Annotated in this window: 21 protein-coding genes; 7 read left to right on the forward strand and 14 right to left on the reverse strand. The window is 57.9% G+C overall.

The genetic code is table 11. The features are described 5' to 3' along the window. Positions 1–222 precede the first annotated feature (222 nt). The 3 genes from gshA to ACYZTR_RS02160 form a co-directional block, all read right to left on the reverse strand. Complete coding sequence (gene gshA / locus ACYZTR_RS02150) at positions 223–1806, reverse strand: glutamate--cysteine ligase (protein ID WP_461976079.1); 1584 nt, start codon at positions 1804–1806, stop codon at positions 223–225. A gap of 206 nt (positions 1807–2012) precedes the next feature. Then, entirely contained in the window at positions 2013–2396 is a 384-nt protein-coding gene (locus tag ACYZTR_RS02155) for a PaaI family thioesterase (protein WP_461976081.1), read from the reverse strand. After that, complete coding sequence (locus ACYZTR_RS02160; RefSeq protein ID WP_461976083.1) at positions 2396–4720, reverse strand: Tex family protein; 2325 nt, start codon at positions 4718–4720, stop codon at positions 2396–2398. The genes ACYZTR_RS02155 and ACYZTR_RS02160 overlap by 1 nt, the downstream gene beginning before the upstream one ends. Before the next feature lie 361 nt (positions 4721–5081). Between ACYZTR_RS02160 and ompR the strand changes: the two genes are divergently transcribed. Further along, complete coding sequence (gene ompR / locus ACYZTR_RS02165) at positions 5082–5822, forward strand: osmolarity response regulator transcription factor OmpR (RefSeq protein ID WP_008149284.1); 741 nt, start codon at positions 5082–5084, stop codon at positions 5820–5822. A 103-nt stretch (positions 5823–5925) separates the two neighbouring features. After that, the gene (locus tag ACYZTR_RS02170) at positions 5926–7239 is read left to right on the forward strand and encodes an ATP-binding protein (protein WP_461976085.1); all 1314 of its coding nucleotides are present in this window, start codon (positions 5926–5928) and stop codon (positions 7237–7239) included. 132 nt (positions 7240–7371) lie between these two features. Here ACYZTR_RS02170 and rimK read toward each other — a convergent pair whose 3' ends face one another. From rimK to rimA, 3 genes are read right to left on the reverse strand one after another with little or no spacing between them, the layout of a single operon-like run. Continuing rightward, the gene (gene rimK, locus ACYZTR_RS02175) at positions 7372–8277 is read right to left on the reverse strand and encodes a 30S ribosomal protein S6--L-glutamate ligase (RefSeq protein WP_134419496.1); all 906 of its coding nucleotides are present in this window, start codon (positions 8275–8277) and stop codon (positions 7372–7374) included. Continuing rightward, the gene (rimB, locus tag ACYZTR_RS02180; protein WP_461976087.1) at positions 8274–8753 is read right to left on the reverse strand and encodes a retropepsin-like aspartic endopeptidase RimB; all 480 of its coding nucleotides are present in this window, start codon (positions 8751–8753) and stop codon (positions 8274–8276) included. Before rimB ends, rimK begins: the two co-directional genes overlap by 4 nt. A gap of 16 nt (positions 8754–8769) precedes the next feature. Continuing rightward, the gene (rimA, locus tag ACYZTR_RS02185) at positions 8770–9549 is read right to left on the reverse strand and encodes a S6 modification regulatory phosphodiesterase RimA (protein WP_461979555.1); all 780 of its coding nucleotides are present in this window, start codon (positions 9547–9549) and stop codon (positions 8770–8772) included. Between the two features lie 116 nt (positions 9550–9665). Between rimA and ACYZTR_RS02190 the strand changes: the two genes are divergently transcribed. The 3 genes from ACYZTR_RS02190 to ACYZTR_RS02200 all read left to right on the forward strand — a co-directional run bounded on the left by ACYZTR_RS02190 (position 9666) and on the right by ACYZTR_RS02200 (position 12872). Then, a complete protein-coding gene (locus ACYZTR_RS02190) occupies positions 9666–10073 on the forward strand; it encodes an RNA-binding S4 domain-containing protein (protein ID WP_461976089.1) in 408 nt (135 codons plus the stop codon). Between the two features lie 172 nt (positions 10074–10245). Further along, the gene (gene hslO, locus ACYZTR_RS02195) at positions 10246–11148 is read left to right on the forward strand and encodes an Hsp33 family molecular chaperone HslO (RefSeq protein ID WP_461976091.1); all 903 of its coding nucleotides are present in this window, start codon (positions 10246–10248) and stop codon (positions 11146–11148) included. Positions 11149–11330: 182 nt separating this feature from the next. Next, positions 11331–12872, forward strand: coding sequence for a phosphoenolpyruvate carboxykinase (locus ACYZTR_RS02200; protein WP_461976093.1), 1542 nt, complete (start codon positions 11331–11333; stop codon positions 12870–12872). A gap of 75 nt (positions 12873–12947) precedes the next feature. Here ACYZTR_RS02200 and ACYZTR_RS02205 read toward each other — a convergent pair whose 3' ends face one another. From ACYZTR_RS02205 to ACYZTR_RS02235, 7 genes are all read right to left on the reverse strand, one after another. Continuing rightward, positions 12948–14219 (reverse strand): type II toxin-antitoxin system HipA family toxin, encoded by a 1272-nt coding sequence (locus ACYZTR_RS02205; RefSeq protein WP_461976095.1) that lies wholly within the window; start codon positions 14217–14219, stop codon positions 12948–12950. 2 nt (positions 14220–14221) lie between these two features. Beyond that, positions 14222–14710: a helix-turn-helix domain-containing protein gene (locus tag ACYZTR_RS02210; RefSeq protein ID WP_461976097.1), complete on the reverse strand. Its 489-nt coding sequence runs from the start codon at positions 14708–14710 to the stop codon at positions 14222–14224. A gap of 217 nt (positions 14711–14927) precedes the next feature. Next, positions 14928–15233, reverse strand: coding sequence for a DUF1493 family protein (locus tag ACYZTR_RS02215; RefSeq protein ID WP_461976099.1), 306 nt, complete (start codon positions 15231–15233; stop codon positions 14928–14930). Between the two features lie 162 nt (positions 15234–15395). Next, positions 15396–15668: a type II toxin-antitoxin system RelE/ParE family toxin gene (locus ACYZTR_RS02220; RefSeq protein WP_461976101.1), complete on the reverse strand. Its 273-nt coding sequence runs from the start codon at positions 15666–15668 to the stop codon at positions 15396–15398. Continuing rightward, on the reverse strand, positions 15668–16111 hold the full coding sequence (locus ACYZTR_RS02225) for an antitoxin PaaA2 family protein (protein WP_461976103.1): 444 nt from the start codon (positions 16109–16111) through the stop codon (positions 15668–15670). Before ACYZTR_RS02225 ends, ACYZTR_RS02220 begins: the two co-directional genes overlap by 1 nt. 153 nt (positions 16112–16264) lie before the next feature. Then, positions 16265–16561: a hypothetical protein gene (locus ACYZTR_RS02230; RefSeq protein WP_461976105.1), complete on the reverse strand. Its 297-nt coding sequence runs from the start codon at positions 16559–16561 to the stop codon at positions 16265–16267. A 288-nt stretch (positions 16562–16849) separates the two neighbouring features. Further along, a complete protein-coding gene (locus ACYZTR_RS02235; RefSeq protein WP_461976107.1) occupies positions 16850–17143 on the reverse strand; it encodes a hypothetical protein in 294 nt (97 codons plus the stop codon). A gap of 545 nt (positions 17144–17688) precedes the next feature. Between ACYZTR_RS02235 and ACYZTR_RS02240 the strand changes: the two genes are divergently transcribed. Next, positions 17689–19617, forward strand: coding sequence for a RecQ family ATP-dependent DNA helicase (locus ACYZTR_RS02240; RefSeq protein ID WP_461976109.1), 1929 nt, complete (start codon positions 17689–17691; stop codon positions 19615–19617). Positions 19618–19664: 47 nt separating this feature from the next. Here ACYZTR_RS02240 and ACYZTR_RS02245 read toward each other — a convergent pair whose 3' ends face one another. Next, positions 19665–21167, reverse strand: coding sequence for a Fic family protein (locus ACYZTR_RS02245; RefSeq protein WP_461976111.1), 1503 nt, complete (start codon positions 21165–21167; stop codon positions 19665–19667). Between the two features lie 304 nt (positions 21168–21471). Here ACYZTR_RS02245 and ACYZTR_RS02250 point away from each other — a divergent pair, with 304 nt between their 5' ends. Then, a complete protein-coding gene (locus ACYZTR_RS02250; RefSeq protein ID WP_461976113.1) occupies positions 21472–22698 on the forward strand; it encodes a 3-hydroxyacyl-CoA dehydrogenase in 1227 nt (408 codons plus the stop codon). Positions 22699–22818: the final 120 nt, after the last annotated feature.

Below are 22818 nucleotides of genomic sequence, written 5' to 3' on the forward strand. Positions count from 1 at the left end.
AGACAACCGAGAGTCGGCGTGAAAGGAGACTAAATGATCTAAGAATACAAAAATAAATAACTTTTTCGAATGAGCTTATGAACGGAAACTTCTAAGGGAACACGTTGATCTGATCGTTCCCACGCTCCGCGTGGTAATGCCTCAAGGGACGCTCGGCGTCCAGGTGATGCAGAGCGTCACCGGCTGCATTCCCACGCAGAGCGTGGGAACGATCTCAGGAGCTTAGTTGCTAATCGCCAGAATGCTCGCCTGATACGACCCGACAAACACATCGAAATCGCCCACCTCGTTCTGCTCCAGCTCAACCTGCTCAGCCAGCGACGAACGCGCCCGCGCTTCAAATTTCGCCTGATCATCACCATTCAACGGCTCACTACGGAAAAACTCCGCATGCGCGCGGCTCTGACGCAGGGAGAACTGACTGAAGCTCTCCTTGTGCTCAGCCATCGCCGCCAGCACTTGGGCGGATGGCGTCAGGGAAGGATCCTTGACCTTGGCCAGCTGCACATCCAATGCCTTGCTATGTGCATCGCCGCCGTGACTCTGATCCAGCATCGCAGCCAGTGGTGCAATCTTCTCCAGCAGCTCGCTGGCCCACTCTTTCAGGTCCACCGGATGACCGTCGCGTTGCAGTTGCAGGCCAGGACGGCGACCTTCCTTGACCACGCTGAGGAAGTTCGAGGTCGCATTGCCGCAGCTGGTGTTGGTCAGCAGCGGGCTGTCGTTCAGCGCACAGTACAGCAGGAACGCATCGAGGAACCGCGACTCTGGCAGGTCGATGCCCATCGGCAGGAACGGGTTGATGTCCAGGCATCGCACTTCGACGTACTGAATACCACGGGCTACCAGCGCCTGGATCGGGCGTTCGCCGGTGTAGGTCACGCGTTTGGGGCGGATGTTGGAGTAGTACTCGTTTTCGATTTGCAGGATGTTGGTGTTGAGCTGAACCCACTCACCGTCCTGATGCGTGCCGATTTCGACGTACGGCGCATAAGGCGTGGCGACCGCTTTGCGCAGGCTGTCGGTGTAACTGGCCAGATCGTTGTAGCACGGGGTCAACCCGGCCTGGGCGTTGCTCTGGTAACCCAGGTCACTCATGCGCAGGCTGGTGGCGTACGGCAGATACAAGGTGTCCGGGTCCAGTTGTTCCAACTGATGCGAACGACCGCGCAGGAAACCGGCGTCCAGCGCAGGTGATGCACCGAACAGGTACATCAGCAGCCAGCTGTAGCGACGGAAGTTACGGATCAGGGCGATGTAGGCCGACGACTGATAGTCACGGTCGGTGCCGACAAAGCCTTCAGCGGCTTTGAGCAGTGGCCAGAGCTTTTCCGGCAGGGAAAAGTTGTAGTGAATCCCGGCGATGCACTGCATGGTCTTGCCGTACCGCAGGGCCAGGCCTTTGCGGTAGACGTACTTGAGCTGACCAATGTTGGAGGTGCCGTAATAGGCGATCGGGATGTCTTCCTCGGCCGGCAACGGGCACGGCATCGATGGACTCCACAGGTACTCGTTGCCAAGTTTGCTGTAGGCAAAACGGTGAATGCTGTCGAGGCTCGCCAGGGTGTCTGCCGGGTCGGGCAGGGCCGGGGTGATGAACTCCAGCAGCGATTCGGAATAATCGGTGGTGATTTGTTCGTTGGTCAGCGCGGAACCCAATTCTTCTGGGTGCGGCGTTTGCGCCAGGCGACCTTCGCCGGTCACGCGCAGGCATTCACGTTCGATGCCGTAAAGGCACTGTTCGAGCAGAGAGAGGTTAGCGCGCTCGCCGAGCAGAGCCAGGCGGCGGTTGAGAAGTTCGCTCAAGTTGGATTCCTTCACGCGTCAGTCGCCCCAATATGGGGGTGGGCAAGACGGTCTACAAGGGTGACGTTGAAACTGGCGTTCTCGCCTGGTTTAGGAACCCCTCAGAACTGCTGTCAGCCAGCCAAGGTTTGATCGCCTCAATCCCCTGTGGGAACTCCGGCGCCGCTTTCATAGCGCCGAAATTAACTCAAATTGATGACCACTAGCTACAGGACAGCGAACGTGCCTTGTGCTTTTGCGACCAGTTTGTCGCCCTGCATCACGTCAGCCTCGACCACCAACGTGCGGCGGCCCGGGTGAATGACCCGCGCCGTGCACATCACTTCACCGTCAGAAACGGCGCGAATGTAGTTGATCTTGCACTCGATGGTCGCGCTTTGCTGGTCAAAGCCGTGGGCGCTGGAACAGGCCAGCCCCATGGCAATGTCCACCAGACTGAACAAGGCCCCGCCGTGGAGCTTGCCGCCGCGATTGCGCAGCTCTGGTGCAAGCCCGAGGGCGACTTGCGCCACCCCGGTCTCCAGACTGTGCAAGCGACACCCCAGCAACTTGAAAAAAGCGCTTTCGGTCAACCCGGCAGGGAATTCCATCAGCGTTTCTTCAGCTGCTTGGCGCTGGCGAACAGCGAAGCCATGGCGTTGTTGGCCGGAGCCGCTGCCGTGGTTTCTTTGCGCGGTGCGTTGTTCTGGGATTGGCGGGGTGCCGAACCCGGACGTGCGCCACGTGCGCCGTCGATTTTCTCGCCCGGGGTGTCGCTCATGCGCATCGACAGGCCCACGCGTTTGCGCGGAATGTCGATTTCCATGACTTTCACTTTCACCACGTCACCGGCCTTCACCGCTTCACGCGGATCCTTGATGAACTTCTCCGAAAGCGCAGAGATGTGCACCAAACCGTCTTGATGCACGCCGATGTCGACGAACGCGCCAAAGTTGGTCACGTTAGTCACCACGCCTTCGAGGATCATGCCCAGTTGCAAGTCCTTGAGGTCTTCGACACCTTCCTGGAACTCGGCCGTCTTGAACTCAGGACGTGGATCGCGGCCAGGTTTTTCCAGCTCTTGCAGGATGTCGGTGACCGTTGGCAAACCGAACGTCTCGTCGGTGTACTTCTTCGGATCGAGGCGCTTGAGAAAGCTGGCATCGCCGATCAGCGAACGGATGTCACGGTCGGTCTCAGCGGCGATGCGCTGGACCAGCGGATAGGCTTCCGGGTGAACGGCCGACGAATCCAGCGGGTTGTCGCCGTTCATCACGCGCAGGAAACCGGCAGCCTGTTCGAAGGTTTTTTCACCCAGGCGAGCGACTTTCTTCAACGCTGCACGGGTTTTGAACGCGCCGTGCTCGTCGCGGTGGCTGACGATGTTCTGCGCCAGGGTCGCGTTGAGGCCGGAGATACGCGCCAGCAGTGCCACGGAAGCGGTGTTCACGTCGACACCCACGGCGTTCACGCAGTCTTCGACCACGGCGTCCAGGCCGCGCGCCAGTTTCAGCTGCGACACGTCGTGCTGGTACTGGCCGACGCCGATGGATTTTGGATCGATCTTCACCAGCTCAGCCAGTGGATCCTGCAGGCGGCGAGCGATCGATACCGCGCCACGAATCGACACGTCGAGGTCCGGGAATTCCTTGGACGCCAGTTCCGACGCCGAGTAAACCGATGCGCCGGCTTCGGACACCATGACTTTGGTCATCTTCATGGCTGGGTATTTTTTGATCAGTTCAGCAGCCAGCTTGTCGGTTTCGCGGCTGGCGGTGCCGTTGCCGATGGCGATCAGGTCCACCGCATGCTTGGCGCACAGGGCGGCAAGCACGGCGAGGCTCTGATCCCACTTGTTGTGCGGTACGTGCGGATAGACCGTGGCGTGATCCAGCAGCTTGCCGGTGGAATCGACCACGGCCACCTTGCAACCGGTGCGCAGGCCCGGGTCGAGGCCCAGCGTGGCGCGCGGGCCGGCCGGTGCCGACAACAGCAAGTCGTGCAGGTTGTGCGCAAACACGTTGATCGCTTCGGTTTCCGCGCCATCGCGCAGTTCGCCCAGCAGGTCGGTTTCCAGGTGGGTGTAGAGCTTGACCTTCCAAGTCCAGCGCACCACTTCGCCCAGCCATTTGTCGGCGGCGCGGTTCTGGTTCTGGATACCGAATTGCTGGCCGATCATGCCTTCGCACGGGTGCATGGTGCCCGGCAGTTCGTCGCCGACTTTCAGCGCAGAACTCAGAATGCCTTCGTTGCGGCCACGGAAAATGGCGAGCGCGCGGTGCGACGGCATGCTTTTGAGTGGTTCATCGTGTTCGAAATAGTCGCGGAACTTGGCGCCTTCCTCTTCTTTGCCAGCGATGACGCGGGCGCTCAGAGTGGCTTCCTGCTTGAGGTAGCTGCGCAGTTTGTCCAGCAAGCGGGCGTCTTCGGCAAAACGCTCCATGAGGATGTACTTGGCGCCTTCGAGGGCAGCCTTCACATCGGCGACGCCTTTTTCGGCATCGATGAAGCGCGCGGCTTCGGCGTCTGGCGTCAGGGTCGGGTCGTTGAACAGGCCGTCGGCCAGCTCGCCGAGGCCGGCTTCCAGGGCGATCTGGCCCTTGGTGCGGCGCTTCTGCTTGTACGGCAGGTACAAGTCTTCGAGGCGGGTTTTGGTGTCGGCGAGTCTGATGTCGCGTTCAAGTTGCGGGGTCAGCTTGCCTTGTTCCTGAATGCTGGCAAGGATGCTGATACGCCGTTCGTCGAGTTCTCGCAGGTAGCGCAGACGCTCTTCCAGATGGCGCAGCTGGATGTCATCGAGGCTGCCGGTCACTTCTTTCCGGTAGCGGGCGATGAAGGGCACCGTGGAGCCTTCATCGAGTAGCGCGACGGCCGCTTCGACCTGTTGTGGGCGTACGCCGAGTTCCTCGGCGATGCGGCTGTTGATGCTGTCCATAAAACCACCTGACAAATTGTGAAAGCAGGCTCGCAGGCGCAGAGATAAAGGCTCGGCGAGTCTGGTTGAACGGCCTGGCCTGCGCCGCTACCTGGATCAACAGGCATCCCGTTGACCCGTGAAATCGAACAATTACTGCCACGGCCGTGAAAATAAATATCGGCCACTCGCAGCAATGATCAGACGTTGCCTGACACAAAAGGCCGCGCATTATAACCAGCGTTCGGTCATTCGGGGGCATCGCAGGCTGTAGGCATAAAGGCCGGATTTCTGGCGATGAAGGAAAAATCTGCTAACAATGCACACGGTGCGTATAACGGCAGCTACGCCATAATGCGCGCCGAGATCAAAGGAGTATCTAATGAGCAGCACTGCAAACATTGCTGAAGGCGAAAAAATTCTTATTGTTGATGACGATCCAGGGCTCAGCAGCCTGTTGGAACGCTTTTTCGTCAGCAAGGGCTACCGCGCCCGCGCCGTGCCGAACACTGAACAAATGGATCGCCTCCTGGCGCGTGAAGTGTTCAACCTGGTCGTCCTCGACCTGATGCTGCCCGGCGAAGACGGCTTGACCGCCTGCCGCCGCCTGCGCACCGCGAACAACCAGATTCCAATCATCATGCTGACCGCCAAGGGCGATGAGCTGAGCCGCATCAAGGGCCTCGAACTGGGCGCTGACGATTACCTCGCCAAGCCGTTCAACCCGGATGAGCTGATGGCGCGCGTCAAAGCGGTCCTGCGTCGTCAGTCCGCTCCGGTGCCGGGTGCTCCGGGCAGCGAAGACGAAAGCGTGACCTTCGGTGACTACGAGCTGTCCCTGGCCACCCGCGAACTCAAGCGCGGCGACGAAGTGCACATGCTCACCACGGGTGAGTTTGCGGTGCTCAAGGCGTTGGTGATGAACGCCCGCCAGCCTCTGACTCGCGACAAACTGATGAACCTGGCCCGTGGCCGCGAGTGGGACGCCCTGGAGCGTTCCATCGACGTGCAAATCTCGCGTCTGCGCCGGATGATCGAGCCCGATCCATCCAAGCCGCGTTACATCCAGACAGTCTGGGGCGTGGGTTACGTGTTCGTTCCGGATGGCGCCGCCACCAAGTGATCGGCGATTTGTAGGAGCGGGTCTTGCGGATGATGTTGTCCGCAGACTCGCGATCCGCAATATGCGAGCATCGCTCGCTCCTGCAAGTGTGTAGCGGTTATCCATGAAAACCCCCGTTTGGTTCCCCCAGAGTTTCTTCTCCCGCACCCTTTGGCTGGTGCTGATCGTCGTCCTGTTTTCCAAGGCGTTGACCCTGGTTTATCTGTTGATGAACGAAGACGTGCTGGTGGACCGCCAATACAGCCACGGCGTCGCCCTGACGCTACGCGCCTATTGGTCGGCCGATGAAGAAAACCGCACCAAGATTGCCGATGCCGCGACCCTGATCCGGGTAGTCGGCGCTGGCGTGCCGGAAGGCGAGCAACACTGGCCTTACAGCGAGATCTACCAGCGACAGATGCAGGCCGAACTGGGGGCCGACACCGAAGTCCGATTACGCATGCACTCGCCGCCGGCGCTGTGGGTGCGGGCACCAAGCCTGGGTGATGGCTGGCTGAAAGTGCCGCTTTACCCACATCCGTTGCGTGGCCAGAAAATCTGGAACGTACTCGGCTGGTTCCTCGCCATCGGCTTGCTGTCCACTGCGTCGGCATGGATCTTCGTCAGCCAGCTCAATCAACCGTTGAAACGTCTGGTGTATGCCGCGCGGCAACTCGGCCAGGGCCGCAGTGTGCGCCTGCCGATCAGCGACACGCCGAGTGAAATGACCGAGGTCTATCGCGCCTTCAACCAGATGGCCGAAGACGTCGAGCAGGCCGGTCGCGAGCGTGAGTTGATGCTGGCCGGGGTCTCCCATGACTTGCGCACACCCTTGACCCGTTTGCGGCTGTCTCTGGAGTTGATGGGCGACCATAGCGACCTGACAGACGATATGGTCCGCGACATCGAAGACATGGACGCGATTCTCGACCAATTCCTGGCGTTTATCCGCGATGGTCGCGACGAGTCGGTGGAGGAGGTGGACCTGAGCGATCTGGTGCGCGAAGTCGCCGCGCCGTACAACCAGAACGAAGAGAAAGTGCGCTTGCGCCTGGAGCCGATCCAGCCGTTTCCGTTGCGTCGGGTGTCGATGAAGCGGTTGCTGAACAACCTGATTGGCAACGCCTTGCATCACGCAGGCAGCGGGGTTGAGGTGGCGGCTTATGTATCCGGGGATACCAGCGCGCCGTATGTCGTGCTGAGTGTCATGGACCGTGGGGCGGGGATTGATCCGTCGGAGCTGGAGGCGATCTTCAACCCGTTTACTCGTGGTGATCGTGCCCGGGGTGGCAAGGGGACCGGGTTGGGCTTGGCGATCGTCAAGCGGATTGCCTCTATGCATGGTGGGAATGTTGAGCTGCGCAACCGTTCCGGCGGCGGGTTGGAAGCGCGGGTGCGGTTGCCGCTTGGGTTGTTGCTGCCACGGGATGCGGTCTAACCCGATCGTTCCCATGCTCCGCGTGGGAATGCCTCTTCGGACGCTCCGCGTTCGGCTCTGGAGGGGACGCGGAGCGTCCCGGGCTGCATTCCCACGCAGAGCGTGGGAACGATCACCGAGTCAGCTTCAGCCTCAGCCTTTACCTTTGGTCCGCGTCATATTCGGCCCACCATTCTTCTCCAGATGCTCAATGATGATCCCCGCCACGTTCTTGCTGGTGGTGGTTTCAATCCCTTCCAAACCCGGCGACGAATTCACTTCCATCACCAGCGGGCCATGATTGGAACGCAGGATGTCCACGCCCGCCACTGCCAAACCCATCACCTTCGCCGCACGCAATGCCGTCATGCGTTCTTCCGGCGTGATCTTGATCAGGCTGGCGGTGCCACCACGATGCAGGTTGGAGCGAAATTCCCCAGGCTTGGCCTGGCGTTTCATCGCCGCGATCACCTTGTCGCCCACCACGAAGCAGCGAATGTCCGCCCCGCCGGCTTCCTTGATGTATTCCTGAACCATGATGTTCTGCTTCAGGCCCATGAACGCCTCGATCACCGACTCCGCCGCCGTCGCCGTTTCACACATCACCACGCCGATGCCCTGAGTGCCTTCCAGCACCTTGATCACCAGCGGCGCGCCGTTGACCATCTCGATCAAGTCGGGAATGTCGTCCGGGGAGTGCGCAAAACCGGTGACTGGCAAACCAATTCCCCGGCGCGACAGCAATTGCAGGGACCGCAGTTTGTCTCGCGAGCGGGCGATGGCCACCGATTCGTTGAGTGGAAAAACACCCATCATTTCGAACTGGCGCAACACCGCGCAGCCATAAAACGTCACCGACGCGCCAATCCGCGGGATCACCGCATCGAAACCCTCCAGCGGCTTGCCACGATAGTGGATCTGCGGCTTGTGGCTGGCAATGTTCATGTAGGCGCGCAGGGTGTCGATCACCACCATTTCATGGCCACGCTCGGTACCGGCTTCGACCAGACGACGAGTGGAATACAAACGCGGGTTCCGCGACAGCACAGCGATCTTCATGCAACACCTGTGGGGGAGGTAGATACCGGGAACACCGGCTTGTCTTGTACGTATTTAATGCCCGGATTGACCACCAACTGGCCGTCGATCAAGGCTTTGGAACCGAGCAACAGGCGATAACGCATGGATTTGCGGCAGGCGAGGGTGAACTCGACCCGCCAGACCCGATCACCAAGGGCCAGGGTGGTGCTGACCACGTAACGCTTCTGCGCGTGGCCGTTGGAGCTTTTGATAGTTTTCATTGTCACCAAGGGTGCTTCGCAGCGCCGGTGACGCAGTTGCACTACCGTGCCCAAGTGAGCAGTAAAGCGCACCCACTGTTCCCCGTCGCGCTCGAATGGTTCGATATCGGTGGCATGCAGGCTGGAGGTGCTGGCACCGGTGTCGATTTTTGCGCGCAGGCCCGCGACTCCCAAATCCGGGAGCGCCACCCACTCGCGCAGACCGACAACGGTCAAATGGTCAAATGTCTTCAATAGGAAAAACCGGCGATTAACGCGTCCAGGTCCCAGGTGTTACCTGGGCCAACGCTTTGAATGCGGGCTTGGCGAACCAGTAACCCTGCATCAGAAAAATTCCACAGTCCGCCAGGAAATCCCGTTCTCCGGCGCTTTCGATCCCTTCGGCAATGACTGTAACGTTCAGCTCCGCACAGATTGTGACAACCCCTCGAACGATAGCCTGACGAACACGATCGCGGTCGACATCGCGGATCAGTGCCATGTCGAGTTTGATCAGGTCCGGTTGGAAATCAGCAAGTAGATTGAGCCCCGAGTAGCCCGCGCCGAAATCGTCGATGGCGGTCTTGAAGCCGAATTCGCGGTATTCACGCAGAATATTGGTCAAATGGCGATAGTTATCTACGTGCTGGCTTTCCAGGGTTTCGAAAATCAGCCGATCGATGGGGAAGTTGTGTTTTTTCGCGGCTTCCAGCGTGCTTCGAATACACAGTTCCGGGCGGTACACGGCGTTGGGCATGAAGTTGATTGACAGATGCGTCTGCATCCCTAGATTCGCCGCGCCTTCAATGGCTCGGGTCCGACAGAGCTGGTCGAAGCGGTAGCGGTTGCCCTCGGTGATCTGATCGAGAACCGACAGTGCACCCTCACCCTTTACGCCGCGCACGAGTGCCTCATGGGCGAAAATCGACTGGTCTCGCAAATCGACGATCGGTTGGTAGGCAAAGGCAAAATCGAAGCCCAGGGGCTCACTTTGTTGGCAACCCTGGCATCCGCCCTTTGGCGAGGTCAATGAAGACGGAAATATAGTCACTCGATTACTCCATGCCGGTGAGCCGGCCAAGAACACAGTCTATCTGGAGGGCCGAGTTCTTGCGCCCGACAGAAACGGTAGTACAGTTCCGACTATTCACCGAGAGAGGAATTCCAGTGGCACAAAAACAGGAAGAGGACGACAAGGTCCGTCTCGATAAATGGTTGTGGGCCGCGCGTTTTTATAAAACACGTGCCTTGGCCAAAGCGGCGATAGAAAGCGGCAAGGTGCATTGCCGGGGGGAGCGCTGCAAACCGGGCAAGGAGCCGAGGGTCGGCGACGAGTTTCAGATTCGCGCAGGGTTCGAGGAACGCACGGTGGTGGTAAAGGCGTTATCGATCGTACGCCGAGGTGCGCCAGAGGCTCAGACGCTCTATTCTGAAACCGAAGCCAGCATCGCCAAGCGCGAGGCGGCTGCGGCCATGCGTAAAGCCGGTTCGCTGGGCGTGAGCACCGATGGCAAACCGAGCAAGAAGCAGCGACGGGACTTGTTCAAGTTTCGTGGAAGCAGCAACGACGAGTAAGTCAGTTGTTTCTGTGTTGTCTGTGGAGCAGCCTTCGCGAGCAACGCTTGGAACAAACCCGGATTGTTCATAACATGCCTCCCACGGCTGAACATCGCGCACCGAAAGGGGCTGCAGAGGCGCATTTCCACTTCTTGAAATCATTTTGTAATTACTTCAGATACCCAGACCTATGACCGATTTACCGGATACCGACTACACCCAACGCTTCATCTTCGATGACAGCGACACCCGCGGCGAGCTGGTTGCGTTGGAGCGTAGCTACGCCGAAGTCCTCGCTAAACACCCGTATCCGGAGCCGGTTGCGCAATTGCTTGGCGAGCTGATGGCGGCGGCGTCGTTGTTGGTCGGCACCTTGAAGTTCGATGGCTTGCTGATTCTCCAGGCCCGTTCCGAAGGCCCGATCCCGCTGCTGATGATCGAGTGCTCCAGCGAGCGCGAAATCCGTGGCCTGGCCCGATACGAAGCCGACCAGATCGCACCCGACGCAACCCTCGCCGACCTGATGCCCAATGGCGTATTGGCGCTGACCGTCGACCCGACCCAGGGCCAGCGTTACCAGGGCATCGTCGACCTCGATGGCGAAACCCTGTCGGAGTGCTTCACTAACTACTTCGTGATGTCCCAACAAGTCGGTACGCGTTTCTGGCTATACGCTGATGGTCGTCGAGCCCGTGGCCTGCTGCTGCAGCAACTGCCCGCCGACCGTCTGAAAGACGAAGAAGAACGCGCCGCCAGCTGGCAGCACATCACCGCGCTGGGCAGCACCCTGACCGCCGATGAATTGCTGAGCCTGGACAACGAAACCGTGCTCCATCGCCTCTACCACGAGGAGCAGGTTCGTCTGTTCGATGTGCAGAAACTGCGCTTCCATTGCAGCTGCTCTCGCGAACGTTCTGCCAATGCGCTGGTCAGCTTGGGTCTGGAAGATGCCCAGTCGCTGGTGATCGAACACGGCGGCCACATCGAGATCGATTGCCAGTTCTGCAACCAGCGCTATCTGTTTGATGCCGCGGATATCACTCAATTGTTCGCGGGTGCGGGTGTTGATACGCCGTCAGATACCCGGCACTAAACCGGTTCAGCGCAGGTAAATTCACTGCTTAACGCCGCAATAACGCCGTTACGACGGGAGGGCCCTACTATTTTTGGGCGTTTCTGGCATAATCCGGCCCACTTTTTGTCGCGGTAGTAGTGCACGACTTTCTACTACAAAACGTTTGGAGCACACTCGGCCACTGGCCGACGGGGAATCTCATGACGCAAGCCAATAACGCCGTGTACACCGATCTGAGTGTTGATGATCTGGTAAAAGAAGCCCTGAATCGCGGTGAAGGCGAGCTTGCCGATACCGGCGCGCTGGTAGTTCGCACCGGTCACCGTACCGGCCGCTCGCCAGTCGATCGTTTCATCGTGGAAGAGCCTTCCACCCAGGCAGCCATCGCTTGGGGCCCGATCAACCGCAAGTTCCCGGCCGACAAGTTCGATGCCCTGTGGGACCGCGTCGAGGCGTTCAACAACGCGCAAGAGCATTTCGTTTCCCACGTGCATGTAGGTGCGGCTGAAGACCACTACCTGGCCGTGAAGATGACCACCCAGACTGCCTGGCAGAACCTGTTCGGCCGTTGCCTGTTCATCAACCCGGAAGAGTACAACCCGGCTGGCCGTGATGAGTGGCAAGTGCTCAACGTTGCCAACTTCGAGTGCGTGCCAGAGCGTGACGGCACCCACTCCGACGGTTGCGTGATCCTCAACTTCGCTCAGAAGAAAGTACTGATCGCCGGCATGCGTTACGCCGGTGAAATGAAGAAAGCCATGTTTTCGGTGCAGAACTTCCTGCTGCCAGCTGCCGACGTGCTGCCAATGCACTGCGCCGCCAACATCGGCGAAGAGGGCGACGTGACCCTGTTCTTCGGTCTGTCCGGCACCGGCAAGACCACCTTGTCCGCCGATGAAAGCCGTTACCTGATCGGTGACGACGAGCACGGCTGGGGTGAAGGCGTTGTCTTCAACATCGAAGGCGGCTGCTACGCCAAGTGCATCGACCTGTCCGAGAAGAACGAGCCCGTCATCTGGAAAGCCATCAAGCACGGCGCAGTCCTGGAAAACGTCGTTATCGATGACGCCAAGCACGCCGATTACGCTGATGTCAGCCTGACCCAGAACAGCCGCGCAGCCTACCCGCTGGAGCACGTTGCCAAGCGCTCCGAGAAAAACCTCGGTGGCGAGCCAAACGCTGTGATCTTCCTGACCTGCGACCTGACCGGCGTGCTGCCGCCCGTGTCGATCCTCAGCGAAGAACAAGCGGCCTACCACTTCCTGTCCGGCTACACCGCACTGGTGGGCTCGACCGAAATGGGTTCCGGCAGCGGCATCAAATCGACCTTCTCCACCTGCTTCGGCGCACCGTTCTTCCCGCGTCCGGCCGGCGAATACGCAGAACTGCTGATCAAGCGCATCCGCGGCTTCGGCTCCAAGGTCTACCTGGTCAACACCGGCTGGACCGGCGGCGGCTACGGCGTCGGCAAACGCTTCAACATCCCGACCACTCGCGGCGTGATCGCAGCGATCCAGAGCGGCGCGTTGATCGGTGCTGAAACCGAGCACCTCGACACCATCAACCTGGACGTGCCTTTGACTGTGCCGGGTGTTGAGACTGGCCTGTTGAACCCACGTAATACTTGGGCTGACAAGGCTGCTTATGATGAGGCCGCCAAGGCGCTGGCTGGGTTGTTTGTTGAGAACTTCAAGAAGTTTGAAGTGAGCGACGCGATCAAGGCTGCTGGGCCGAAGTTGTAAGCGTTGGATTGATGTAATGAGAAAGCCGCCCTTTGGGGCGGCTTTTTCGTGGGCGAGAGAAAAGTAGTACGGAGGTCAATTGCCAGAGAGGAGAAATGCCGGAGCCATATTGTCTTGCTCACGCTTTGATAGCCCGATTGCGCCCGCCAGCGTTGGCCATTGGCTGACGATTCCTTGGAAACTCTCAATAGTTTCTTCCGCATCTGCACGACTGACCCGAAAGTATTCGGCCACCTCGCGTGCGAGTTCAAGATCCAGCGCGTTGTCGGCGTCTGTGATGTTGAGCTTCAACCCATCGGCGTTCGCTACCGGGTTCATGTCGTAGGCATCAGACAGGCGCCACCCCCGGCCGGGATCAAGGAGAAAACCGTGGTTGCGCATGTGGTCGTCAGTATTGGAGACCAGGATGTTGAACACGATGCGAGACCACAACTCGCGAAGATCTTCGTCGGGTTCTGAGCCGTGCTCCATGAGTACTTCTGCCAGCTCCAGGTAGCTGGCGCCTACCGATGCATCGTCACCGTCCACGCGGTCGGTCATGGTCATGGCTGAGGCGAAATGTAGTCGGCCACCTGTTTCGGTGCGGTCGAAGCGCTTAACCATGAAGCAGTGATGGTCGCTCGCATAGCGTCGTGCAATACCGGTCGCCACTCGTAGACCGCATTGATTCGCCAGGGCATTCACCACCAACTCCCACCCGCCGACGTCATAGTCGTCGCGAGTGCTCGGAAACTTGGCGATCCACAGATGACCACGTTTATCAGCAACGCTGGCCTTAGGCCTGGCACCGCCCAGTGAGCCACCGGGTGCGATCAACATTCTCAGCCACTCGCGCCCATCGAGTGATGTGTTGTCTGGATCGTTTTCCAACGCTCGACTTGCCTGTTCCAACGCACTTAATTCGATAAAGGGTGGGGCTGCCAACCCATCGCGATCATCCAGGAAATTGCCTTCGTCATTTAGCTTGTAGCGAATAGCTCCGACTCGATAGAGGTCGTGAACGCCTAGCAGAAAATCCGACTCGTACAGCTTGGTGCCTTTCGGGGCCAGGCCGTCGCGGATGTCCCGTTCCAACCGGCGTTTCATCAGCAATTGACCCCAGCGATCTGGGCTTGAATCGGCAAAAACACCGAACCGGGTTTGATGTTGGCCTGGGAATTGTCGCCCTTCAAAGAGGCCAATTCGAGGATCCAGCGATGTGAAGCTCAACTCGGGATCGGCCAAAGCCGCCGCGTCGTACTCAAACTCGAACACGTTGGTGGCGCGAGCCTTTCTGGCATGTAGGAACCCTAGGCGCCTTGGCCCGTTCAAGGATTCCCAATCGGCATACACCGCGATCAGTGTCATTTTTAATCCGTCGTAGGTTTAGGTTTTTTCTTGGTTAACAAACTGGATAAAGAGTGAGTGTTCAAAGGGAAATCATCGGCAAGATTCGATTTGGAAATGGGACTTTCTAACGCCTCCGTCTCCCGTTCACGAATAGGTGGCGATACCTTCGCTGGGAGCACCCTGCGTGCCCGTTGGCGTTTACTGGTAGTGAGGTTTGCTCCTGAGGTTAATTGAGCGTCTTGCAGTTGGCGTCCCAGCTCATCCACCGCCGCGAGCTTGCTTAAGTCTTTCTCCAAGCCCAGCACCTGCATTACTGACAAATAAGCCCCCATTGTCACGCCTGACCCGCCTGACTCTAGAGAGCGCAGTGTTGTCAGTGACATGCCAGCCCTCTCGGCAACCTGCTTGGCTGTCAGCTTTCGGCGCAGCCGAGCGAGTTTGAGCCGCTCGCCAAACTCAGAGAGTAGCTTGGCTGCTGCTGGCAGGAGCGGCGCTGTTTTCTTAGCCATGTGCCATTATTCCTTCATTTTTAAGCCTAAACTGCCAGAATAATAGCACTTATGTATTGATGTGCAGGACTGACTCGATGAATTGCGAAATACGGCGTGCTCTGTCCTACTACTCCGGTTTACGCGGTATGAGTGGGATTTGATAGATTGCGAAAACTGTCATTATTCCAACTGAAATCACGCTAAACAGGCAGAATAATGGCACTTACGCGTTCGGTTAGATGCTTTCCAATGCCTGTGTATCCCACCGTTGCACCTTGATCGCGTTGTAGAGCATGCCGATAGTCAGCGGGACTTTGTCGCCATGAGCCTTGGCTCGGCGCTTGAGAAACACATCAAATCCCTCAGGCTGGAAGTAGCGATAGGCGTCGTAGTCGATGAAGTCGATGGCGAAGTGTTCTTCCAGTGCTTCCATCAGGTGTCGTGCATCAGCGCCGTCGCAACCCAGGTCGAAGTTGATCGAGGTGGTGAGGCTTATGGATTTGCGTTCGGGGAGGCCGAGTTCTTCGTGCAGCAGCTGCATGGTGTGGTCGTCGGGGAAATTGGGGCGAGGTTCATGATGGCGTCCAGTTGGAGGAAAGGCTGGCGCTGATGCGTTCAGCGCCTCCTTTCAAATAACGGCCAGTTAAGTCTCTGTCGGAGAGTTCTTGTAGCCCTCAAAACTTAGGGTCAGCGGTTGACCTGATCATGGCCATTGTTGTCTCGTATGCAGTACCCGCATTACTTCTACTGTTTGTGGCAAGACCGCATAGACCATAATGTAATTTGGTGTGGCGACTATTTCATGAGTGCCAGGGATTCTGCCCTTTCTATAAAGCTTTGGGTGCTGGCGTGCTTGCTCTGCTTTGAACTCAAAAACTTCGTCTAAAGCGATGGCCGCGTCAGGGTTGTCCTGGCAAATATAATTCATGACGTTGTCCCGGTCAGTCAGCGCCGAGGGGCGCCAAATTACCCGCATTAGCGCGCCCGTTGACGTAAGGCATCACGTTTGGCGGCAAAGATTCGGCGCGCCTCTTCGTCGCTAACGCTTGGTCGGGGATCATCAATGCTGGCCTGAACCTGTTTCTTGAACCACTCCTCATAAGCAGCCGCTTCATGAGCTTGCTTCATTGCGTTGGAACGGTCAGGGCGAGAATAGGTTTTTACTTGAAGAGGGTCATAGCCCGATGCATCGACATCGAAATGATTGATGCCTATTCCTTGCAAATAGATCACTAGGGTTTCGAGTCGTTTGAATAGGCGTATTTGCTGGCTGCGTTGCGCTGCCAGGGAATATTTCTGTGATCCATGTTGGACCTGAACCGCCCAACCACCTTGCTTGGCTGCGATATGGATGACGTCAACAGCGCCGCTTTCAACCAGTTTGACGAGTGCGCTGTGATCAATCGTTGCGGTTGTCATAAGAAGGAGCCCATGGCTGATCAGTGGCTCACATGCTACGCAGTCAATAATAGTATGCAATCTTCTGCCTCCATTAAGGATGTAGGAATTAGTATCCTTTTTCGTGGGTAGCCAGCTCACAGTGAGGCTGGCATACCCCGTGAACACGGTGTCTTAGGCCGGCGCTTTCCAGCCCATCATGCGTTGTTGGGCGACTTTCAATAGGTCGCAACCATCCTGGGTCAGCAGGTAGAGGGCGTGGGTGATATGCGGGATGTCTTCCACGTCACCGTTTTTGAAGCATTGGCAATGTAGGGTTTTGAGTAGATCGCCGGAGGCTCGGATTCGCTGGAGGGCAGCTTCGAGGATGTCTTGCGGGTCGGCCTCTGTGTCGATGATCAGGGGTGGGGAATCGGTGAGGTTGGTTTGGAGTGGGCGGTAGCGGCTCGGAAACGGATTTAATGCGGTCACTGAAGAACACCTCTACTTAATTGGGAATGTGCGCTTTCTTTGTCGAGTGACCAAGCCCGAGTCGCTGATTTGGCAGCGACAATCCGACTATAGATGCGAGTTGCCGGTTGCCGGTTGGCGATAGGCGACAAGGTGTCTTCGGTTGTAGGACCGGGATGAAGCTTTGATAGGTCGTTGCCTACGGACTTTTCCCCAACCGTACATTCTCTCGTTTGATTGTTATCAGGCACACCGAGTTATCGTTCATCGCGGGCAAGCCCGGCTCCCACAAGGATTTTCATTCGGGCATTATCGAGCTGTAATCCTCGGCAGCCGTTGCCGTGCTACCTCAAGCAATTCATTACCGTCCTGGGTCAGCAGGTACAGCGCGTTGACAATGTTGGGAATATCACTCGCATCCGCCTGTTTAAAGCACAGGCAATAAAGCGTTTCGAGCAGGTCGCTGGCGGCGCGGATGCGTTGGCGGGCGGCGTCGAGGATTTCGTGAGGGTCGGCTTCTGTATCGATGACCAGCACGGGGGTGTCGCTGTAGCGGGATTTGAGCGGCCGATAGCGTTCTGTAAACGTGTGGAAGGTGTTCATCGAGGTTCGTCCTGTACGAAATCGGGAGGTGGCCCCGGCAGGCCGAGACACTGTTTTCAGCCGCGCCGCAGACTATAGAAGGGCACGACGCCGTGCGGCAATACGGCTTCGATGGACAGGTTTTGTAGGGGTTTTACCTGCCTTTTCGGACCGGGCCTACGCGTTTCCCGAGGTTTGTTACGCCTAAACCCTTAGACGGCAAATTTCCTACGGGTTTGTCAGTCACGACGCGCTAGCCCTCTGTATGGTGCGCGCCAGAATCAGTAGGACGTTTCGAAACGTCCTTCCAACGCTTAGGTAGGCAATGGCCACGTATGGCCTCGATCTTGTTGCTGTGGACCGTGTTTTGTCGCACGGCGGGTGCTGCTGACCACCTACCGTAGCCAGCCGAAACTGCGACGGCGAACCCTTCTGCCACCGCGTGGGAACGATCGCCGATAACACGCTGTATCATCCCGTATCGTTTTGGTCCCCGACCTTTTCTCGACTCGCTGCGTTTGCCGACTAGGCTTTTGGCATGGCAGCAGTCAACGGAGTGACAGCTTATGCACAACACCCTGGAACAGGTTTTCGGTTATCCACAGTTTCGGCCCGGCCAGGAAGCGGCGATTAGCGCGGTGTTGGCCGGTCGCTCGGCGGCGGCGATTTTCCCCACCGGTTCAGGCAAGTCCCTTTGCTATCAGTTGCCGGCCTTGTTGCTACCGCACCTGACGCTGGTGGTCTCGCCTCTGCTGGCGTTGATGCAAGATCAACTGGCGTTCCTGCAGCGCCACGGCATTGCGGCGGGCAGTATCGATTCGGCCCAGAGCCGCGATGACGCCAGCGACGTGATGGCTCGGGCCAAGTCAGGCGAGCTGAAGATTTTGATGATCTCCGTGGAGCGCCTGAAGAACGAGCGTTTCCGCAATTTCTTGCAGCAAGTACCGATCTCGTTGCTGGTGGTGGACGAGGCGCACTGCATCTCGGAATGGGGCCACAATTTCCGCCCCGACTATCTCAAACTTCCGGATTATCAGCGCCAATTCAACATCCCGCAGGCGCTGCTGCTGACCGCCACCGCGACACCCAAGGTGATCGCTGACATGGAAGCCAAGTTCGCCATCGCCCCCGACGATGTGGTGACCACCGGTTTCTATCGGCCGAACCTCAATCTGTTGGTCGAGCCGGTGCGCGGTCAGGACAAACGCCGACGCCTTGTCGAATGGATGAGTCAGCGTCCCGACCAGCCGAGCATCGTCTACGTCACCCTGCAGAAAACTGCCGAGCACATTGCCGAACATCTGACTCGCAACGGCATTCAGGCCGAGGCCTATCACGCCGGTCTGCCCCATGAGCAACGCGAAGCAATCCAGCGCCGGTTCATGGGCGGGCAATCCAATTGCATCGTGGCCACCATCGCGTTCGGCATGGGCATCGACAAGAGCGACATCCGCAACGTGGTGCATTTCGACCTGCCCAAATCGATCGAAAACTACAGCCAGGAAATCGGCCGCGCCGGGCGTGACGGTCAGCCATCCGACTGCCTGGTGTTGGCCAACCGCGACAGTCTCAACGTGCTGGAAAACTTCGTCTACGGCGATACGCCTGAGCTGGATGGCATCCGCTACGTGCTCGACGAGTTGCAAGCCGCCGCGCCCGAGGGGCAGTGGGAGTTTCTGTTGGGGCCGCTGGCGGACCAAAGCAACATCCGACAATTGCCGCTCAAGACCTTACTGGTGCAGTTGGAACTGCGCGGGATCATCGCTCCGCGTTACGCCTATTATGCGGAATACCGCTTCAAGTACTTGCAGGAGCCCGAGGCCTTGCTGGCCCGCTTCGAGGGTGAGCGCAGAGATTTCGTCGCGGCGATCATCCAGACCTCAAGCCGCGCGCGGACCTGGGCCACGGTGAATTTTGACGCACTGTATGAGCAGCATCAGGCCGAGCGTAATCGAGTGGTCAAGGCGCTGGATTATTTCCAGGAAAAGGGTTGGGTCGAGCTCGAAAGCAAACAGATGACCGAGGTCTACAGCCTGCTGCAAACGGACTTCGACTGCCAGGCCCTGAGCGCTGAGTTACATGCCTGTTTCATCCAGCATGAGCGCACTGAGATCGCGCGGATTCACGCCATGCTGGATCTGTTCGCCACCGACCATTGCCTGGGTTATCGACTGGCCGAGTACTTCGGCGATGAAAACGCGCCGCAGCAGTGCGGGCATTGTTCGGTGTGTCACGGGGATGTGGCGCGATTGCCGGCGCCACCGGAACTGCCAGCGCTGGTGGATAAAAACTTCGAAGCGTTGTGCGGTGATTTTATCCACAGGCATGAGCAGCACACCGGCAACGCTCCGTCGGCGGAGCGCGTGACGCGGTTTTTATGCGGTATCAGCGTGCCGCTGTTTACCAAGCTCAAGGCACGGTCGATTCCCGGGTTTGCGGCGCTGGAGGATTATCCGTATGGCGAGGTGCGGGAATGGACCCAAGCGCAACTCTGACAGATTGAAACATGTGGGAGCGGGTTTCTCGTTCCCACAGAGCCGATTCAAACGTCTTCAGGAGGCTCACCGTAAGCATCGGCCAATAGCGACTGAGCTTGTTGCTCAAGAAAGTCGAATACCTCTTCCTGAATCGATCCTTGGTATTGCTTGCGGCGGCCTTTGGACACGATGCCGTTTTGATCCAGGCACTGCATGACTAGCCTGGACAAAAGATTGCCTCGAACGTCGTAGTTTTCGTTTACAACCTTCACGAGCGTATCGAACCGCTGAAGAAAATCGGTTTCCTCTCTCAGCTCTATCTCGAGGGCCCGTTTGGCCATTTCCATCGTGAACGCTACGCAATCGGTGGCATCCCAATAGCGATAGATACTGGAATCACCGATGAAGTTGAAGCTCATTGTTTCCGCGTCGATCCAGCGAACATCCCAGAACTCTCGAGCTGGCTTTGAGAAAGACTGCAGCGCTTCCAAGTAGTGTTGTTCTTCGCGCTTCATAGCGACCGAAACAGGTAGCAAGAGGCCGTTGTCGAGAGCGCCGCTTCGGCACAGAGCCAAGTGGATAAGGAAACGCGAAAGACGGCCATTTCCATCCATGAAGGGGTGCAGAAAAACGAAGCCAAACGAGGCAATACCCGCGGCGACAAGTGGATCGAGTTGCTCTGGCGCTCTGTTGGCGAACGTCATCAACTCTTCCATCAGCTCACGGCAGAGCTCCGGGTCTGGGGGCACGTAGGTAACGCCAGCAGCACCGCGAAATGAATTACTCAGGTGGTTTTGGTCGTGTCGGAAGGCTGCTGCACGATCAAAGGGGTTGGAGATCGCGCTGTTCTGCAGCGCGACGAGATAATCTTCTGTAAGCGGCTGGCGCTCATGTGCCTGGCGGAGCAGTTGCACAAATCGTTGCGCTTTTTGCTCACTGGGGGCTTCCTTTTCGATGGCAAAGGAGTTTTCGGTTTCGCTCAGGTACGCCCAATTGATTGCCCGATCCATCATTTCTTTTGGAAGGGAGCCAATAAAGGCTTTTGATCGGCCAAGAATGTCATAGTCGAGCAGGGTCTGGATTTCAGCTGTGCGCTCGACTGTTGCGCAATATCGAAGTGTGCCAAGCCCGTTGAAGTCGACTCGCCAGCGCGAGTTTCGTACCGATGGTCCGGTGATGTAATTGTCCGGGTCAAATAGAAAAGTAGCGGTGCCGCGAGGGTTGTCGGGATAGTCCAGGTGCTGGTCGGTGAAGAATTCCCAGAGGAAGCAGATTTTGCGCAGGTAAGCGCTACTGGGAGCCTCGGTTATGGCTTCGACCAATATTTTGCCGTCAATGCGGGGGAGTGTCTGGGCCAGAATGGCGAGATTGACGCCCTCATGCTTTAGAGCAAACATGATGTGCGCGAGATAGTCTTCTTCCGCAGGCGCAACGCTCTGCGGAACTGACAATGCACCACCGATTTTCTCCAGGCGGGTAACTGGCTGGATGAGCGCTGGCCGCTTCACTTCGATAGCTTTCAGATCCAGCGCATCAATCAAATGGGCGTAACCCACCCTGTTTCCCATCGTAGTTCCCCCCGTCCGGGTTAGATTTTTTTTACCACGCCAAGATTTTTTTTAAAATCGTCAAATTCGAGAAGAAAATTTTAACCTGATTCAAGTTGTTGGCTAGTGCTCATTTCAATCCATGTGGTTCTTTCAGAGCTCAGATCCCATTGGTAGCGGATAGCTCTTGTAGGAACTGGCTTGCCGCAATGAATTGCATATCCATCCGCTGAATGTCGCCCATCACAGGAATAAATTTCAAAAAAGCCCGGTGGCTGACTATGGTGAAGGCTGTCTTTGGATCGCCAACAAGAGAACAACAACTATGAGCGAGACACCGTTCACTATTCAGCGCACCGCCATCATTGGCGCGGGCACCATGGGCCGTGGCATTGTCATGTGCCTGGCCAACGCTGGCGTCCCGGTGCAGTGGGTCGATAACAATCCACAGATGCTTGAACAGGCGCTGGCCGCCGTGGCGGACACCTACGCCCACAACGTGCGTCAGGGCCGAATCGATCAGACCGAGGCAGACGCTCGCATTGCACGGATAACGGCGGCTGCTGACTACGCGGCGATCCGCGATGTCGATCTGGTGATCGAAGCGGTGTACGAAAACCTCGAACTCAAGCAGAAAATCTTCCGTGAACTGGACGGTCTGCTCAAACCTGAAGCAATTCTGGCCAGCAATACCTCGGCGCTGGATATCGACGCCATCGCCGCGGCCACTCGCCGTCCGGAACAGGTCCTGGGTCTGCACTTCTTCAGCCCGGCGCACATCATGAAACTGCTGGAAATCGTTCGCGGTGCCCAAACCGTCCCGACTGTGCTTGAAGCCGCATTGGCGTTGGGCAAACGCATGGGCAAGGTTAGTGTGGTGTCGGGTAACTGCCATGGTTTCATCGGCAACCGCATGCTTCATCCCTATGTGCTCGAAGCGCGCAAGATGCTACTCGAAGGCGCTTTTCCACAACAGGTCGATGCGGCGCTGCAAGGTTTTGGCTTCGCTATGGGGCCGTTCCGCATGTACGACGTGGTTGGCGTCGACCTGGGTTGGCGGGCTCGGGAATTGGCTGGCAAAGGGCAGGATGCGCCCGAGGTTCAAGTGGACAACCGTCTGTGCGAATTGGGTCGTTTCGGTCAGAAGAGTGGCAACGGCTATTACCACTATGAGCCGGGCAGTCGCCAGGCTGAGCACGATGTTGAAGTCGATGCGCTGGTGCTGAAGGTCAGCGAAGAGCTGGGGTTCCAGCGTCGCGAGATAAGCCCCGAGGAGATTCTTGAGCGCTGCTTGCTGGCACTGGTCAATGAAGGGGCGAAGATCCTTCAGGAGGGTATCGCCGAGTCAGCGAATGACATCGATCTGGTGTACCTCAACGGGTACGGCTTCCCTGCAGACAAGGGTGGGCCGATGGCCTGGGCGGATCAGCAAGGGTTGCCGGATATTCATCAGCGTTTGCTGGCGCTGGAGACAAAGCAGGGTGATCAGTGGAAACCGGCTCGATTGATCGGGGAGTTGGCGGCGGTGGGTAAAGGGTTTGCACAGCGGTAGACTCTACGGTGGGTGATCGTTCCCACGCTCTGCGTGGGAATGCAGCCCGGGACGTTTCGCGTCCCAACTGCGGGCGCAGAGCGTCCATTGAGGCGTTCCCACGCAGACGGTTCGACGCCT

It is taken from the genome of Pseudomonas sp. Hz4 (genome assembly GCF_054898165.1).

Bases quoted from the DNA above. Each gene is read 5' to 3' on its own strand.
- ACYZTR_RS02155 (WP_461976081.1), bottom strand. From the start codon at position 2,396: ATGGAATTCCCTGCCGGGTTGACCGAAAGCGCTTTTTTCAAGTTGCTG.
- ACYZTR_RS02160 (WP_461976083.1), bottom strand. From the start codon at position 4,720: ATGGACAGCATCAACAGCCGCATCGCCGAGGAACTCGGCGTACGCCCA.
- ompR (WP_008149284.1), top strand. From the start codon at position 5,082: ATGAGCAGCACTGCAAACATTGCTGAAGGCGAAAAAATTCTTATTGTT.
- ACYZTR_RS02170 (WP_461976085.1), top strand. From the start codon at position 5,926: ATGAAAACCCCCGTTTGGTTCCCCCAGAGTTTCTTCTCCCGCACCCTT.
- rimK (WP_134419496.1), bottom strand. From the start codon at position 8,277: ATGAAGATCGCTGTGCTGTCGCGGAACCCGCGTTTGTATTCCACTCGT.
- hslO (WP_461976091.1), top strand. From the start codon at position 10,246: ATGACCGATTTACCGGATACCGACTACACCCAACGCTTCATCTTCGAT.
- ACYZTR_RS02200 (WP_461976093.1), top strand. From the start codon at position 11,331: ATGACGCAAGCCAATAACGCCGTGTACACCGATCTGAGTGTTGATGAT.
- ACYZTR_RS02205 (WP_461976095.1), bottom strand. From the start codon at position 14,219: ATGACACTGATCGCGGTGTATGCCGATTGGGAATCCTTGAACGGGCCA.
- ACYZTR_RS02210 (WP_461976097.1), bottom strand. From the start codon at position 14,710: ATGGCTAAGAAAACAGCGCCGCTCCTGCCAGCAGCAGCCAAGCTACTC.
- ACYZTR_RS02215 (WP_461976099.1), bottom strand. From the start codon at position 15,233: ATGCAGCTGCTGCACGAAGAACTCGGCCTCCCCGAACGCAAATCCATA.
- ACYZTR_RS02220 (WP_461976101.1), bottom strand. From the start codon at position 15,668: ATGCGGGTAATTTGGCGCCCCTCGGCGCTGACTGACCGGGACAACGTC.
- ACYZTR_RS02225 (WP_461976103.1), bottom strand. From the start codon at position 16,111: ATGACAACCGCAACGATTGATCACAGCGCACTCGTCAAACTGGTTGAA.
- ACYZTR_RS02235 (WP_461976107.1), bottom strand. From the start codon at position 17,143: ATGAACACCTTCCACACGTTTACAGAACGCTATCGGCCGCTCAAATCC.
- ACYZTR_RS02240 (WP_461976109.1), top strand. From the start codon at position 17,689: ATGCACAACACCCTGGAACAGGTTTTCGGTTATCCACAGTTTCGGCCC.
- ACYZTR_RS02245 (WP_461976111.1), bottom strand. From the start codon at position 21,167: ATGGGAAACAGGGTGGGTTACGCCCATTTGATTGATGCGCTGGATCTG.
- ACYZTR_RS02250 (WP_461976113.1), top strand. From the start codon at position 21,472: ATGAGCGAGACACCGTTCACTATTCAGCGCACCGCCATCATTGGCGCG.